The sequence below is a fragment of the Acidobacteriota bacterium genome (assembly GCA_028874215.1).
GTDB lineage: Bacteria > Acidobacteriota > UBA6911 > RPQK01 > JAJDTT01 > JAJDTT01.
In genome coordinates this window covers 103,298-118,923 of record JAPPLF010000003.1, presented here as the reverse complement: position 1 = coordinate 118,923, position 15,626 = coordinate 103,298, and the positions used below count along the sequence as shown (strand labels likewise).

General features: G+C 65.6%; 14 protein-coding genes and 1 tRNA gene. 9 read left to right on the top strand and 6 right to left on the bottom strand.

Features of this window, described 5'->3' with window-relative positions:
* Positions 1 to 78 precede the first annotated feature (78 nt).
* Positions 79 to 933: a rhomboid family intramembrane serine protease gene (locus OXT71_00535; GenBank protein ID MDE2924874.1), complete on the top strand. Its 855-nt coding sequence runs from the start codon at positions 79 to 81 to the stop codon at positions 931 to 933.
* Positions 934 to 1,111: 178 nt separating this feature from the next.
* A complete protein-coding gene (locus tag OXT71_00530; protein ID MDE2924873.1) occupies positions 1,112 to 1,876 on the top strand; it encodes a phytanoyl-CoA dioxygenase family protein in 765 nt (254 codons plus the stop codon).
* 35 nt (positions 1,877 to 1,911) lie between these two features.
* On the opposite strand, the gene OXT71_00525 is transcribed toward OXT71_00530, so the two are convergent.
* Genes OXT71_00525 through OXT71_00515 form a run of 3 tightly spaced genes read right to left on the bottom strand, consistent with a single transcriptional unit; the run spans position 1,912 to position 4,509 of the window.
* Positions 1,912 to 2,514, bottom strand: a complete 603-nt coding sequence (locus OXT71_00525; protein ID MDE2924872.1) for a hypothetical protein — start codon at positions 2,512 to 2,514, stop codon at positions 1,912 to 1,914.
* 25 nt (positions 2,515 to 2,539) lie between these two features.
* Entirely contained in the window at positions 2,540 to 3,526 is a 987-nt protein-coding gene (locus tag OXT71_00520) for a dipeptide ABC transporter ATP-binding protein (protein ID MDE2924871.1), read from the bottom strand.
* Positions 3,523 to 4,509 carry an ABC transporter ATP-binding protein gene (locus OXT71_00515; GenBank protein ID MDE2924870.1) on the bottom strand — a complete coding sequence of 329 codons (987 nt, stop codon included), beginning with the start codon at positions 4,507 to 4,509 and terminating at the stop codon, positions 3,523 to 3,525. Before OXT71_00515 ends, OXT71_00520 begins: the two co-directional genes overlap by 4 nt.
* A gap of 126 nt (positions 4,510 to 4,635) precedes the next feature.
* Between OXT71_00515 and OXT71_00510 the strand changes: the two genes are divergently transcribed.
* The 5 genes from OXT71_00510 to OXT71_00490 are packed head-to-tail and all read left to right on the top strand — an operon-like array spanning position 4,636 to position 11,700.
* The gene (locus OXT71_00510; protein MDE2924869.1) at positions 4,636 to 6,405 is read left to right on the top strand and encodes a peptide ABC transporter substrate-binding protein; all 1,770 of its coding nucleotides are present in this window, start codon (positions 4,636 to 4,638) and stop codon (positions 6,403 to 6,405) included.
* 28 nt (positions 6,406 to 6,433) lie between these two features.
* Positions 6,434 to 7,390, top strand: coding sequence for an ABC transporter permease (locus tag OXT71_00505; GenBank protein ID MDE2924868.1), 957 nt, complete (start codon positions 6,434 to 6,436; stop codon positions 7,388 to 7,390).
* Between the two features lie 9 nt (positions 7,391 to 7,399).
* Complete coding sequence (locus OXT71_00500; GenBank protein ID MDE2924867.1) at positions 7,400 to 8,254, top strand: ABC transporter permease; 855 nt, start codon at positions 7,400 to 7,402, stop codon at positions 8,252 to 8,254.
* A 42-nt stretch (positions 8,255 to 8,296) separates the two neighbouring features.
* Positions 8,297 to 10,504, top strand: a complete 2,208-nt coding sequence (locus OXT71_00495) for a hypothetical protein (protein MDE2924866.1) — start codon at positions 8,297 to 8,299, stop codon at positions 10,502 to 10,504.
* Entirely contained in the window at positions 10,501 to 11,700 is a 1,200-nt protein-coding gene (locus tag OXT71_00490) for a GNAT family N-acetyltransferase (GenBank protein MDE2924865.1), read from the top strand. Before OXT71_00495 ends, OXT71_00490 begins: the two co-directional genes overlap by 4 nt.
* A gap of 96 nt (positions 11,701 to 11,796) precedes the next feature.
* Here OXT71_00490 and OXT71_00485 read toward each other — a convergent pair.
* The 3 genes from OXT71_00485 to OXT71_00475 all read right to left on the bottom strand — a co-directional run bounded on the left by OXT71_00485 (position 11,797) and on the right by OXT71_00475 (position 13,788).
* Positions 11,797 to 11,873: transfer RNA gene (locus OXT71_00485), tRNA-His, on the bottom strand.
* 60 nt (positions 11,874 to 11,933) lie between these two features.
* On the bottom strand, positions 11,934 to 13,448 hold the full coding sequence (pabB, locus tag OXT71_00480) for an aminodeoxychorismate synthase component I (GenBank protein MDE2924864.1): 1,515 nt from the start codon (positions 13,446 to 13,448) through the stop codon (positions 11,934 to 11,936).
* The gene (locus OXT71_00475; GenBank protein ID MDE2924863.1) at positions 13,438 to 13,788 is read right to left on the bottom strand and encodes a cupin domain-containing protein; all 351 of its coding nucleotides are present in this window, start codon (positions 13,786 to 13,788) and stop codon (positions 13,438 to 13,440) included. The genes pabB and OXT71_00475 overlap by 11 nt, the downstream gene beginning before the upstream one ends.
* 132 nt (positions 13,789 to 13,920) lie before the next feature.
* Here OXT71_00475 and ilvC point away from each other — a divergent pair, with 132 nt between their 5' ends.
* Both ilvC and OXT71_00465 read left to right on the top strand, forming a co-directional pair.
* Entirely contained in the window at positions 13,921 to 14,979 is a 1,059-nt protein-coding gene (ilvC, locus tag OXT71_00470; protein MDE2924862.1) for a ketol-acid reductoisomerase, read from the top strand.
* A gap of 42 nt (positions 14,980 to 15,021) precedes the next feature.
* Complete coding sequence (locus OXT71_00465; GenBank protein MDE2924861.1) at positions 15,022 to 15,618, top strand: thiamine pyrophosphate-binding protein; 597 nt, start codon at positions 15,022 to 15,024, stop codon at positions 15,616 to 15,618.
* Positions 15,619 to 15,626 lie beyond the last annotated feature (8 nt).

Genomic DNA, 15,626 nt, shown 5'->3' with positions numbered 1-15,626 from the left:
GCCACCCCTTGCGGGCGCCGTCTTGCTGGTACACTAGGCACGGAACCTCCCGCTGAGGTCCGGAGAGGAAGATCGACGGTGTTCAGACGACAGACGACCGGTTCGGTGGTGTGCCGATCCTGCGGCCTGTTGGTGGGAGTCAACGACTCCGAATGCTATGAGTGCGGCTGCAAGAACCCGGGTCTCTGGGGTTTTGCGCCCCTGGTGCGGATTCTGGGCGACGACTTCGGATTTCTCCGGCTGGTGACGGTGGGCTGCATCTTCCTGTACGTCGCGACCCTGGTCGTGGGTTCCGGAGAGTCCCGGGGTGGAGGCATGTTCTCGCTGTTGTCTCCCAGCCAGCACGGCCTGTTCCTGTTCGGCGCGAGCGGCGCCATTCCCGTGTTCCGTTACGATCGCTGGTGGACCCTGCTCAGTGCCGGTTGGCTCCACGGCGGGTTGCTCCACATCGGTTTCAACCTGATGTGGGTCCGCCAACTGGCGCCGGTCACCGCCGAGATCTACGGCCCCGGCCGCATGATCCTCATCTACACCGTGGCCACCGCGGCCGGGTTCGGATTGAGCACCGTGACCGGGATGTTTCTTCCCTTCCTGCCCGGACCGCTCCGGGGAGCCATGTTCTCGGTCGGCTCCTCCGCGGCCATATTCGGCCTTCTGGGGGCGCTGGTCTACGCCGGCCGCCGCGGCATCGGCAGCAACATCAGCCGGCAGGCCCGAGGGTACGCCATTATCCTGGGGATCTTCGGATTCATCTTCCCGAGAATCGACAACTGGGCTCATCTGGGGGGATTTCTGGGAGGCTACCTGTTGGCTCGCTGGCTGGACCCCATGCAACCCGAGCGCCTGAACCACCTGGCCGCCGCCGCCGTCTGCATCGTCCTGACGATCCTCTCCATCGTCGTGTCGGTGATCCACGGCTACCCCTTTCTGTAGCCTTTTCGCTTTTCATTGAACGAGGAGGCGGCTTCCCAATCGCCCGGTCCCGTTCGCGTCCGCCTGAAATTCAAGAATCGGCGGTTAGGAAACCGCCGCTCCTCCGGCGGTAGGAAAACCGCCGCTCCGGCCGGTGGGGGAGCTTTTCTCTTTCCTTTCAATTGCTATACTTCCCAGCATGAAGAGACTGACCGAAGCTCAAGTCGCGCAATATCGAGATCAGGGCTACCTGATCGTGGAGAACGTCATCCCCCCGGACCAGGTGGAGGCGCTGAAGCGGCGGACGGAGGACATCGCCGAGGGACGCGTCCCTTTTCCCGAGGCGAACCTGGAGCTGGAACCCACGGCCAACGGCCGCCGGTCCGTCGAGACGATTCGCAAGCTGGACCATTGCGCCGAGAACGATCCCGTGTTTCTCCGCCACGCCAAAAACGGTCGTATTCTGGACATGGTGGAGGACCTGATCGGTCCCGACGTGAAGCTCTTCGAAAGCCAGCTCTTCATGAAGCCGCCCGGGGGCGTCGAGAAGCCGTACCACCAGGATTCGGCTTATTTCTTCATCGAGCCCATGGCTCTGGTCACCTGTTGGTCGGCGCTGGATGACGTCACCGTGGCCAACGGGAGCATGTGGGTGATTCCGGGCAGCCACCTGGGCGGAGTCGTGGACCACGGCGAGCCCTGGCAGATCGGGGACCGCGTCGACAAGCAGGTTCCGGCCAGCGCCATGGACCTGGCGTCCGAGGCGCCCGTGGTCATGCCGGCGGGGAGCTGCTCATTTCATCACAGCCTGCTGCTGCACAGCTCACGCCCCAACCGGACGAACCATTCCCGGCGCGGTTTCGCCGTGCACTACATGACTGCCCGCTCCCGGTGGACGAACCCTTCGCTGCCCATGCCGAGCTATCGGCTTCTGAGGGGGCGGGAGTATCCCGGCTGCGTCTGACCTGACCGTCCGTGGCGACTCTTGCCACGGGCTGTTCAGTCCGCCTTCTTCTCCTCGTCCTCGCCGGTCTTCTCCTCGGGAGGATCGGGAGCGAGTTCCTGGCCTGAAACCACTTCCAGCTCGGGCAGCGACTGGCGCAGGGCGTCCACGCCGGCCGGGGTCACCTGGGTCTTCCAGACGAACAACTTCCGGAGTTTGGACAGTCCTTTCAGGTGCTGGAGGCCGGCGTCGCTGACCGCGGTCTCGTACAGGTTCAGGTAGACGAGATTGGTCAGATCCTTGAGATTCTCCAGGCCGGCGTCGGTAACGGCGGTCTTTTCCAGGTGGAGGCGCTGGAGGGTCTTGAGGCCCTTCAAGTGGACCAGGCCGGCATCGGTGATGGCCGCCTTGCGAAGGTTCAGGTTGACCACGTTCGTGAGCTGCTCCAAGGGCGCCAGGTCTCCGTCCTCCGCCGGTTTCGAGACCAGATGGAAGGCGACGTCGAGGCTGGGGTCGTTTTGGGCGACTTCCAGCACCAGCCCTCCTTTCTCCTGGATGCCGGCGATGGCTTCCGTCTCCGCCTGTGATCTTTCGGTCTCCCCGAGCGCGGAAATGGATGCCGAAAGCAGAACAATTGCAAGACCGAACGGTTTCTTCATGACGTGTGTCTCCCTCATGAAAGGTTCATGCAACCAGATGACAGGCCGCCCAGTGGCCCGGTCGAACTTCCTGAAGCGGGGGATCCTCCCGGTGACACCGATCGACGGCAACCGGGCAGCGGGTGCAGAAGTTGCAGCCGGCGGGCGGGTCCGCCGGGTCGGGAGGATCGCCCTTCAGAACGATCCTGCTGCGGTGGGTCTCCAGGTCGGGATCGGGCAGGGGAACGGCCGAGATGAGCGCCTGCGTATACGGGTGCAAGGGGCTCTCGTAGAGGTCGTCCCGGCTGGCGAGCTCGACGATCCGGCCCAGGTACATGACCGCGACCCGGTCGCTGATGTGCCGGACCATGCTCAGGTCGTGGGCGATGAAAAGGTAGGTCAGACCGAACTGCTCCTGGAGATCCTCCAGAAGATTGATGACCTGCGCCTGAATCGAGACGTCCAGAGCCGAAACCGGCTCGTCGCAGATGATGAAGTCGGGCTGCAGGGCCAGGGCCCGGGCGATGCCGATCCGCTGGCGCTGGCCGCCGGAGAACTCGTGAGGATAGCGGTCTGCGTAGCCGGGGTTGAGACCCACCAATTCCATGAGCTCCCGCACCCTCTCCTGCCGGCGCCCCCGGGCCAGTTGATGGATTTCCAAGGGTTCGGACAGGATCTGTCCCGCCGTCATCCGGGGGTTCAGGGAAGCGTACGGATCCTGAAAAATCATCTGCATCCGGCGGCGCATGCGCCTCAGAGCCCCGCCCTTGAGTTCCGTCAGTTCCACTCCGTCCAGGAAGACCCGGCCCGCGGTGGGACGCTGCAACTGCAGGATGGCCCTCCCGGTGCTGGACTTGCCGCAGCCGCTCTCTCCCACCAGCCCCAGCGTCTCTCCTCTCCGAATGAGGAAGGAGATGCCGTCGACGGCGCGCACCGCACCCACCTGGCGCCGGAACAGGACGCCCCGGTTCACCGGATAGTATTGCTTGAGTCCCTCCACCCGCACCAGTTCCGGAGTGTCCCGGACAGTCACCGGGCACCTCCCGCCAGCTCGTCCTTCTGCCAACAGGACACCCGGTGAGCGGCTCCCACCGCCTCCAGATACGGGACCTCCTGCCGGCACCGCTGGACGGTGTGGCCGCACCGCGGCGCGAAGGGACAGCCAGGGAGCTCCTCGATCAGGTCGGGCGGCTGCCCTGGAATGGAGGCCAGACGCTTCGTCCCGGCCACCGCGTGGGGCGTGGCCCGCAGCAGACCCCTGGTGTAGGGATGGCCGGGGGTATTGTAGAGAGCCCGGACGTCGGCCTCCTCCACGATGGCGCCGGCGTACATGACCATCACCCGCTGGGCCAGCCGGGCGATCACTCCCAGGTCGTGGCTGATCCAGATCACCGCCATCCCCAGCTTCTGTTGCAACTCCTTGACCAGATCCACGATCTGGGCCTGCAGGGTCACGTCCAACGCCGTCGTCGGTTCATCCGCAATCAGCAGGCGTGGATTGCACGCCAGGGCCATGGAGATCATGGCCCGCTGCCGCATGCCTCCGGAGAATTCGTGCGGGTACTGGTCCAGCCGCCGCTCCGGGTCGGGAATTCCCACCAGTCCCAGAAGCTCGCGGGCCCGGTCGCGGGACTGCCGGTAGGTCATCCCCTCATGCAGCCGCAAGACTTCCTGGATCTGGAAGCCTATGGTGAGGACGGGGTTGAGGGAAGCCAGCGGATCCTGAAAGACCATGGCGATCTCGGACCAGCGGACCTTGCGCATCTCCCGCTCGCTGAGCCGGAGCAGGTCGCGGCCGTCGAAGAGGATCTCGCCTCCCACGATCTTTCCGGGAGGATCGGGCAGGAGCCGGAGCAGGCAGAGGGCGCTGGCGCTCTTGCCGCAGCCGCTCTCTCCCACCAGTCCCAGCGTTTCTCCCTGATCCAGAGAGTAGGAGATGGAGTCGACGGCTCGAACCACGCCGCCGGGAGTGGTGTAGCGAGCGCTCAACCGTTTTACTTCCAGCAGGTGAGTCACAGGTGCGGATCCCCTGTCGCGCCCCGGCGCGGGACATTCACCAGGGGCTGTTGACCCCGGCCCATGGAGGCGGCCAATATACCGCCGCAAGCCCGGCTCGGGCAAGATGAGGGTCAGGAACTGAAGATGTCGACGGCGCTGCGGGAATTTCGGCTTTCGCTCCTGGCGGCCTTCGTCTGTTTGGCCGCTCCCGGTTGTGGCGGGCAGGCGGATCTCCCCGTTCCGGAGCCCGGCAAGACCCTGGTGATCGGCGTTTCCCAGGAACCGGACGCCCTCTTCGGTATCGTGGGAAACCTGATGGTTTCGGGCGACGTGGGATCCTTCATCTGGCGTCCGCTGCTGCTCATCGATTCCCGGCGCCGGCCCCGCTGCGTGCTCTGCACCGAGTTGCCCAGCCTGGAGAACGGCCTCTTGAAGGTGGACTACGAAAAGGGGGTGATGGAGGCCACGTTCCAATTGAGGCGGGGTCTCCAATGGGCCGACGGAACCGAGATCACCGCCCGCGACGCCGCCTTCGCCTGGGAGCTCATGAGTGACGAGCAGTACCCACACGGGGCGTCCTACATGGAGCCCATCGGCGACGTCCAGGCCCTGGACTCCCACGCCATCCGGGTGTCCTACAAGACGTTGTGGCCCTTCGGGAACGCGGACCTCCGGTTGCGTCTCATCCCCGAGGGCTACTACCGTCCCATCTGGGAGCGGTACCGCTCGGAGGGAGGGGCCTATTGGGACCGTTTCCTGGCCGATGAGAGGGTCAGCGTCTATCCGAAGGCCAACGGCCCCTTCCAGGTCCAGGAGTGGGCCTCGGGCAGCCATATCCTGTTGGTCCGCAATCCGGCCTACAACCTGGGCCCGCCGCCCGACCTGGAGCGGATCCTGGTGCGGGTGATTCCCGATCTCAACGCCTTGGCCATCGCCGTCTCCACCCGCCAGGTCCACCTGACGGACGGCTGGCTCACTCTGGGACAAGCCCGCGAATTGGAGGAGACTCCCGCGATCGAAATCCGGTATGTCGATTCGGCCTGGCTGGAGCATGCCACCTTGCAGGTCAAACACCCTCCCTTCGACGACCTGAGGGTGCGGCGGGCGCTTCTCCTGGCCATCGACCGGGCGGGGATCAACCACGCCATCTTCCGGGGCAAGCAGCCCCCGGCCCACTCCTGGGTCCACCCCAGCCATCCGGCTCACAACCCCGGACTGTCCCGGTATGGCTATGATCCGGAACGGGCGCAGAGACTCCTGGAGCAGGCCGGCTGGTCCAGGGAAGGGGACGGGCCGCTCCGAAACGCCCGGGGAGAGCCCATGCGCCTGACCCTGATCACCATCGCGGGGGACAGGACCCGGCTCCAGGTGGTGTCGGTGCTCCAGGCCCTGTGGCAGGAGTTGGGCATCCAGGTGGAAATCCGGCCCGAGTCGGCACGGCTGCTCTTTCCCGACACGCTGCAGAGGCAGAATCTGCAACCGGGAGGCGTGGCCGTCTGGCGCTGGGTCATCCAGCCGGAGGCCACGGTCTCCGCCTATGGGTTATGGTGGCCCAGGGACACGAACCTGGATCAGTTGACGCCAGGGTCGCCCTGGAACGCGGTCCAGGAGAACAAGGACCTGATCCGGCAGGCGCTGGGCACCATCGACGACGAAAAACGCTACGGCCTGCTGCGCCGCCAGCAGGAGGTCTGGGTTCGCGAGCTGCCCACCCTGCCCCTGTACTGGCACGTCCGGGTCGTGAGCATGGACCGGCGCCTCACCGGCTACGTCCCCTACCCGGATCAATTTCTGGGATGGGGAGTCGAAAACTGGCGCCTGGGAGCGGCGACTGGAGCGGCGATTTCCAATCGCCGGCCTCCAAACGAACATAACACCAAAACACCACCGGAAGACCCCCAACCCTCCCTCTAACCTTGGACTGCCACGACCCACCCAACCCATGTTCCGACACCTGTTGAGACGTTCGCTGCAGACCATCCCCGTGGTCTTCTTCGTCACCGTCGTGGTCTTCACCCTGATGCAACTGGCGCCCGGGGACCCCATGGACATGCTGGTGTTGTCCAATCCCAACGTGACGCCGGAGGAGGTCGAGCGGTTGCGGGCCGTCTACGGCCTGGACGATCCGATCCATATCCAATACTTCCGCTGGTTGTCCCAGGTCGCTCAGGGGAACCTGGGATATTCCCGCCTCTACCATCGTCCCATCACCAGCATCCTTCCCCAACGCCTGGCCAACACCCTGGCCCTGACCGGCCTCAGCCTGCTGGTGAGCATCCTCATCGCCATACCCATCGGGGTCTACAGCGCTCTGCGCCAGTATTCCGTGGCGGACTATCTGCTCTCTCTGGTGGCCTTCGTGGGAATCTCCTTCCCGGTGTTCTGGTCCGGGATTCTGGTCATTCTCCTCTTCTCAGTGGTTCTCGGCTGGTTGCCGCCCGGAGGGCATCCCTCCATCGAGCCGGGTCTGGGCTTCTGGGGGCAGGCCCGGTACTACGTGGCTCCGGTTCTGGTGCTGAGCCTTTTCAGCACCGCCAGTTGGATGCGCTACATGCGGTCCAGCCTGTTGGAAGTGATCCGCCAGGACTACATTCTGACGGCGCGGGCCAAGGGTCTTGCGGGAAGGGTGATCTGGGTGCGCCACGCCCTCCGGAACGCGCTGATTCCCATCGTGACCCTGATCGCCCTCACCATTCCCGCCCTGATCGGCGGGGCCGTAGTGACCGAGATCGTCTTCTCCTGGCCCGGGATGGGGAGATTGATCTTCGATTCGCTGATGAACAACGACTACTACCTGGCCATGGCCATCTTCCTCATCTTCGGACTTTTGGTGGCCCTGTTCAATCTGCTGGCCGAAGTGGCCTATGCCTTCCTGGACCCCCGGATCCGAATGGAGTAAGCGGCGACCATGGAACCGTCTCGAACCCGATCGGGCGTCACCGCCTGGCAGAGGCTCCGCCGGCATCGCCTGGCCATGGTCTCGTTGACCGTGCTGGGACTCATCGCCCTGGTCTCGCTGTTGGGACCCTGGCTCTCGCCTCACAGCTACAGCCGGGTCCATCTGCAGCAGCATCTCGCACCCCCCTCCGCGTCCCATTGGCTGGGAACGGACGAGCTGGGCCGCGACGTCCTGACGCGGCTGCTCCAGGGGGGGCGGGTCTCCCTCTTCGTGGGACTCTCGGCAGCCCTGCTGAGCGCGCTGGCCGGCATCCTCATCGGCGCCGTCTCGGGATATTTCGGAGGCTTCATCGACACCCTGTTGATGCGTTTCACCGACCTCATGCTCTCCATCCCCAGCCTTCCCCTGCTCCTGATCCTCTCCCGCCTGGGGAACGGGACCGTCTGGGAGATCATCGGCATCCTGGTGATCTTCGGGTGGATGAGCCTGGCGCGCATCGTTCGCGGCTCCTTCCTGTCGCTGCGTGAAATGGAGTTCGTGGACTCGGCCAGGGTGGTGGGGATTCCCCACTGGAGGATCATCCTGCGGCACATACTGCCCAACACCATGGCGCCCATCATCGTCTACGCCACCCTCAACCTGGGCTACGCCATCCTGGCCGAGTCCAGCCTCAGCTACCTGGGGCTCGGTATCCAGCCCCCCCTGCCCAGTTGGGGCAACATGCTGCTCAACGCTCAGCACTATTTGAAGGTTGCCCCCTGGCTGGCCATCTTCCCGGGTCTCTTGATTTTCGTGAGTCTGTTGAGCGTAAATTTTCTCGGGGACGGGCTCCGGGACGCCTTGGACCCCCGTCTGAAGATCTGAAGCAACCTCCCGCGGCGGGAGATTCGATGAGGAGTGACCGAAATGCCACCGACTCTGCGCCAGAACGTCGCCCTGCTCAAGAGCGGGACTTCGCGGCAACTCTATGTCCGGGAAGCCCGGGCGAAAGACGAGATCTACGAGTTCACCGACGCCTGGGGGGAGCGGGCCCGGTGGCTCAAGGGGGAGTACGCCTACCTGGCCCCCAACGCCGCCTCCGCCTTTCTCAACCGGCTGAACCTGAAGCACGACACCGTCGACGAAGAGGAGTTGCGGGAATCGATCCGGGAGTACCAGACTCTCGTGATTCCCAATGCCGCCCGGCTTGAAGAGCGCACCCTCTCGCGGATCCGGGACCGTCTACAGGACCCGGATTTCTTTCTCATGGTCACCGGCCGGACCAATCTCCCCGATTCCCTCCTGGGCCTGGAGCGATCCCGGCTGGAGCGGCCCCAGGGCTACAGCGGATGGGGCTGGACCGCCGGTTCCCCGTTCGGCGACACGTCGACCTGGGAGGATCTCTACGTCACGGGCGCCCGCGGCGCGGCCGTTCACCGCGTCGAGGCCGCCGCCGGCGCAGAGGTTGCAGCCGGCCTCTACGAGATTACGGGGGACCTCCGCAACGCCTCGACGGCCACCCGGAGCCGGCTCGGCGACGGGATCGTCCTCACCGGCAACACCCTCTACGTGGCCAACCAGGTCTTCGAGTTCCTGGGCGGCGTGCTGCAGGCCCACCTCTACGTGGACGAGATCCGGAACTGGAACAATCCGGTCCACTGGGGGGACACGCTGGCCTACTTCCTGGCCCGGCTCCTGAAGGAACAAAACCAGGGCCTGCCCCCTACCCGGCTGCGCGCGTTCGGCAGCTACCGGGGTGTCCTCTCCCTGCGGCACGACGTGGACCAGTCATCCGACCTGGCCATGTTGGAGTACGAGGCGGCCAACCTGGTGCCGGCCAGTTGGGACATCCTGGACTGGGTCATTGCGGACGATTCCGCCACCGAGGAGGAGTCCCGGCTCTGGGTCCGCGAGGTCGCCAAGTACGAGTTCCTGGAGGCGGGGCTGCACAACGACAGCCTGGTGGGCGGTCCCCCCACCTACCTGGTGGGAAAGGGGCTCTACGAACATATCCGGGTCACCGAGGAGCGTCTGGGGATCCGGGTCTACACCTGCGGCCGGCACGGCGGCGCCCACGCCCACCCTGAAACCCTGGACGCCATGGACTACGCATACGAGCAAGTGCCCGACCTGTTGGGAACCTGCACCTTCTGCTTCTACGACATGTGGGAATATGGCGAGCACGCCTACGAGACCGACGGCAGCACCACCGTGGCCAGTTCCGGCTTCTGGTTTCCCTACCACCCGGTCATCACCAGAGTGGAGAAGCACAAGGCCCTGCGGGGTTGGGATCGCACCCACGAATACGACTGCGATTACAATCTGGTCGACCTGATCTACTCGGGCCGGCATGGGAAGGCCCCTTCTCCGGCTCTGGAAGCCTCCACGCGCAAGCCTCCCTGGGAGTTCGAGTTGGGTTCGGGAGAGGGGAACGAAGACCCGTACCGGCTGGACAACGGAGTCTACACGCTCCAATACCATCCCCTCTTCAGCGCGGACGGCAGCGTCAACCAGGGGCGTGGGACCTTGGACTACCTGATCTACGCCATCACCCGGGCCGAACGGCTCGGTTTCTGGCTGGCCAGCGAGAAGATGCTGTACGAGACCATGACCGACTATGAGTCCATCCGATTCCGCGCCGACTCTCCCGGGAGCGTGACGGTGGCCAACCCCACCGGCCGACGCCTGGAAGGGTTCATGGTGGAGAGCGACGTTCCCGTGGAAGGGGTCTCGGCGGACGGAGTGAACTACATTCACATCGTGGACGGACGCTATTTCACGGCGCCTCCCCTGGACCCCGGGGAGCAGGTGACCCTCCGGCTGGCGCCGCCGCCCGCCGGCTGTCCGCTGCTCCTGAACGCCAACTCCAAGGGCCTCCAGGTCTTGAACGCGGTCTACGACAGCGCCGGCGCGGCGGTTGCCCTGGATCTGAAGCTGATTCGCCGCCACGGCCTCTGCCTTTACGACGTCCTGCCGGAGCGGGATTATCGAGTGACCGTCCGGAACCGGGATTGGACGCGGGTCCAGGTCTGCAGGTCTCGTCCCGAGAAGATCCTGACTTTCGAGCTGGAGGGAGATCAGAACCGGTTCGGGCGGTTCAGAGTCGAAGTCGAGATCGTGCCGGAGGACGAATGAGCATCGAGCTGCGGGCCCTGTCCGCCGAAGACTATCCCGCCTGGATCCGGGCCAAGTACAGCGGATTCGGGTACGGCATCCCGGAATCGCAGCTACTGAACACTCCGGTTGAAATAGACCGTTCGCTGGCCGCGTACGACTCGGGACGGATCGTGGGCACCATCAACTCCCACACCTTCCGGCTGCGGATTCCGGGAGGCTGGCTCCCCATGGCCGGGGTGGCCGGAGTGACGGTCCAGCCCACGCACCGGAGGCGGGGGCTCATGACCCGGATGATGAACCGCCAGCTCCGGGACATGCATGACCGGGGAGAACCGGCCACCGGCCTCTACGCCTCCGAGAGCATCATCTACGGCCGCTTCGGTTATGGGATCGCCACTTTCCACGAGTCCTGGTCCATCGACCGGCTGCGGACGCAGATGATCCCCGGCGACTCGGGCGCAGGACGGGTGGAATACATTTCCCGGTCCGAAGCGCTGGAATTGTTGCCGAAGGTTCGCGAGCAGGCCTGTTATGGGCGAGCCGGGGCCATCCATCGCCGAACCGCGCGCTGGGAACAGGCTCTGGGCGACCCCCAGGACCAGGATCGCCCGGACCGGACCCGGTTGATCCGTGCCGTGTACCGGGACGGGTCCAGCGTCGAAGGCTATGCGCTCTACCGGATCCGCCCCCGGGACCAGATCGTCGCCGTGGACGAACTCTGCGGCATCAACGCGCGCGCCGAAAGAGCGCTTTGGCAGTTCTGCTTCGGAGTGGACCTGATGACCTGCGTCCAGGCGGGCCACCGACCCTTGCAGGACCCGCTCCTCTGGATGCTGGCCGACCCGCGCCACCTGAAACGCACCCCCTGCGATTCTCTCTGGCTGCGCCTCATCGACGCGCCGGCGGCGCTCTCAGCCCGGCGGTACGCTTCATCGGGCCGGCTGGTTCTCGAATTGGAGGATGCGAGCTGCCCCTGGAACCGGGGCCGCTTCGAGCTGGAAGGGGGACCCGACGGCGCCGCCTGCCGCCCCACCACCCGGCGCCCCGACCTGGAACTCACGGCCAACGAGCTGGGCGCCGTCTACCTCGGCGGCGTGAGCTTCCTGACCCTGGCTCGCGCGTCCCGCATCCGTGCCCGCGACCCCAGGAAACTCGCCGAAGCCGACGCCATGTTCCGCGTCACCCCGCCCCCCTGGTGCAGCGAGCATTTCTGAGTGGAGCGGCGACTTTCCTGTCGCCGAGGGAGCGGAGCGACCCAGGCAGTCCCCCTCTACGCTACTTTCAACCAAATATTTGGAAAGCCCGGGAAATGGGGTGGGCGATGGGACTTGAACCCACGGCCACAGGGGCCACAACCCTGTGCTCTACCTGACTGAGCTACGCCCACCACATATTCGAAACGTCACGCCCGGAATTGAGGTTTCCGGGCGGAAGGATCGCTATTCTATTAGAAAATCCGATCCGCCAGCAACCTTGAGGCGGTTTGGCGAAAGGGCTCGCGATCCCGTGTTTCGGCGGCCTCCAGGGCCTCCCGCAGGGACCGTCCCTTGACCAGCGTCTCCTGGTATTCCGCCTCCGGGTCGCTGTCGGCGACGATTCCGGCGCCCACGTGAAACTCGGCGCGCCCATCCCGGACGACGATGGTGCGAATGGCCACGTTCAGATCCATCCCGCCGGTGAAGCTCAGGTACCCGAGAGACCCGGTGTAGATCCCCCGCCGGACCGTCTCCAGCTCGTCGATCACCTGCATGGCGCGGATCTTGGGCGCTCCGGTGATGGAGCCTCCGGGAAAGGTGGCCTTGAGAAGATCCACGCGGTCGCGTCCGGGCGCCAGGATCCCCTCCACCGTCGAGGTCAGGTGAAACAGCGTGGGGAAGGTTTCCAGCAGCGACAATTCCCTCACTTGGACCGTGCCCACCTGCGCCACCCGGCCCAGGTCGTTCCGCTCCAGGTCCACGATCATGACGTGCTCGGCCCGGTCCTTCCCGCTGTGGACGAGCTCCCGGGCCAAGAGGCGGTCCTCCGTGACGGTTCGCCCGCGCGGCCGGGTGCCCTTGATGGGACGGGTTTCGACCCGGCGCGTCTCCGGGTCCAGGTGCAGGAAGCGTTCCGGCGACATGCTGACCACGGCGAAGTCTCCACCGTCCAGGAAGGCGGAGAATGGGGCGGGGGCCGCCTGGCGCAGATCCAGGAAGAGCCGGAACGGGTCCTTCCTGAAGCGTGTCCGGAAGCGATGGGAGAGGTTGGCCTGGTAGATGTCTCCGGCGGCGATGAATTCCTTGATCCGGTCGACGGCCCGGGCGAACCCGGAAGGAGTGAAGTTGGAATCGAAGCCGTCGCCGCCAGCGGATGCCGGCGGTGCCGGTACGGGGCCGCGCATCGGGGCGGCTACCGCGGATTCGACTGCCGCGGTCAGCTCCCGAATCCGGGATTCCGCCCGTTGGCGGGCCCGGCCGCCGGAATCGGGCTGGCCGGTGGCGCTGAGCACGATCCGTTCGCGCTCCAGGTCGATGGTCACCGCGGAATCGAACAGACCCAACCAGAGGTCGGGGAGGCCGGTCTCCTGGTCCGCTCTCGGGGGCGCACCGAACGCCGGCTCCATCAGAGCCCCGAGCTCGTAACCGAAATATCCCAAGGCCCCCGCCGGAAAAGGGGTGGGCCAGTTCGAGTCCGGAAGCTGAAAGCGCTTCAGTACGTCCCGGAGGAGCGGAAGCGTCGATCCTCTTTCGCAACGGCCGTCTTTCCAGGTCAGGACCGCCCGGTCCCCTCGGGCAGTGAGGAGGGCGAACGGGTCGACGGCGCAGACGCAGAACCGGGACAGGGGACCGCCCCGCGCGCCTCCGGGGTCCCAACCGCTGTCGAGAACCGCCCAGGGGCCCCGGGACCGGCTCAGCCGGGCGTACAGCGCGGCCGGGTCGGAGGAAAGGGGCAGGGACCGGCAATACATGGCTTCAATCTTCACCCGCCGGCGCGAATCGGTCCGGTCTGGGATGGGGCGCCATGAAGACCAGGCAGATCAGAGGATCACCGGAATGGTTGAGCACGCCGTGGGGTTCGCCCGCCGGGGCCCAGGTGGCCTCCCCTTCTTCCAGGGTGTGGGTTTCCTCACCCACCGTAAAACGGCCGCGTCCCTTCAGGACGTGGTAGATCTTGTCGTTGCCCCGGTGGGAGTGAACCTTCTGTTCCTGGCCCGGTTCGAAGCAGTAGATGTCGCAGAACATGCGGGGGGTCTCGAAGAGATTCACCTTTTGCATTTTCTCGGGGCGAAACCGGGTCAGGTCCCAAACCTGTTTGATCTGCATGACTGCTCCTTGTCGGCCCGCGGGAACTGCGTCCCGGAGTTGTTGAGTCGCCTTCGCAGGATTTGGTATAAACTCGCTCCTTCGTCCTGCTGAACAAGCGAAGCATATCGAATCTTCCGAAGAGAGGGAATTATGAGAAGAATCCAGATCGGCGACTATGTCGAGGACGTCATCGAACGCAGCGACTACCCCATGGACAAGGTCCGGGAGATTCTGGGTCGTGAGCGCATCGGCGTCATTGGCTACGGCCCTCAGGGCCACGGGCAGTCCCTGAACTGCCGGGACAACGGGATCGACGTGGTCGTCGGGCAGCGCCGCGGCGGCAACGGCTGGAAGAAGGCGGTCGAGGACGGCTGGGTCCCGGGTGTCAACCTGATCGAGGACATCACGCAGGTGGTGGAGCAGTCCACGCTGGTCATGTACCTGTTGAGCGACGCCGGGCAGGGCGCGCAGTGGCCCAACATCAAGCCCCACCTCAAACCGGGCGACGCCCTCTGCTTTTCCCACGGGTTCGCCCTCACCTACAACGACCAGACCGGCGTGGTTCCGCCGCCCGACATCGACGTGATCCTGGTGGCGCCCAAGGGATCCGGGACGACGGTGAGGCGGCTCTTCCTCGAGGGCCGGGGGATCAATTCCAGCTACGCGGTGGACCAGGACTACACGGGCCGCGCCCGGGAGCGCTGCCTGGCGCTGGGAATCGCCATCGGGTCCGGGTTCCTCTTCGAGACCAACTTCAAAAAGGAGGTCTACAGCGACCTGACGGGAGAACGGGGGGTCCTGATGGGAGCCATCTACGGACTCTGGCTGGCCCAGTACGAGGTGCTTCGGGCCCGGGGCCACAGTCCTCAGGAGGCTTTCAACGAGACCGTCGAAGAGGCGACCCAGAGCCTCTACCCTCTCATCGCCGAGAACGGGATGGATTGGATGTACGCCAACTGCTCCACCACGGCCCAACGCGGCGCCCTGGACTGGTTCAAGCGCTTCCGGGACGCCAACGTCCCCATCTTCGAGGAGCTCTACGACAAGGTGGCGCGCGGCGAAGAGACGCGCCGGGTCCTGGCTGCGAACCGGGCCGCCGACTACCGGGAGGCCCTCACCCGGGAGTTGAAGGAGGTCGAGCAATCGGAGATGTGGCGGATCGGCAAGGTGGTCCGGGAGCTTCGCCCGGAACGGCAGTCCGGGGAATGACGAATGGAACGCCGGGGCGGCCCTTGATTCCGGACAGTTGAGATGGCCAACAGGACCGGCGGCGAGGCACTGGTGGAGCGTTTGTCGCTCCACGGGGTCGACCTCCTTTTCGGCATCATCTCCATCCACAACCTGGATATCTTCGACGCCCTCCACCGCTACCGGGACCGGGTGCGCCACATCGGCGGACGGTCGGAGCTGGGTTGCGGATTCATGGCCGACGGATACGCCCGTTCCAGCGGCCGTCCCGGCGTCCTGGTCACCAGCACCGGGCCCGGCGCGGCCAACTCCATGCACGCGGTGGGGGAGGCCTACCATTCCAGCTCTCCCCTGCTGCATCTGACCACCACCGTGGCGCGAGGCGAGCGGGAGCAGGGTCTGGGGCTGATCCACGAGCCCAAGAAACAGTTTCGGATGCTCCGGTCGGTGACCGGTCATGCCCGCCGGGTGGAGGATCCGGCGGACCTGGCGCCGGCCGTGGACGAAGCGTTCGCGGCGTTGTCCGCCGGTCGCCGGCGGCCCTCCGTCCTCCAGTTTCCCCACGATCTCTTGGGATCTCCCTGCGGACCCGGGGGGCGGCGGCCCCCCCCGGCCCGGACCGGCCGGGGCCGGGGGGGGGGGGGGGGGGGGGTAAGTTGAGGCAAAAA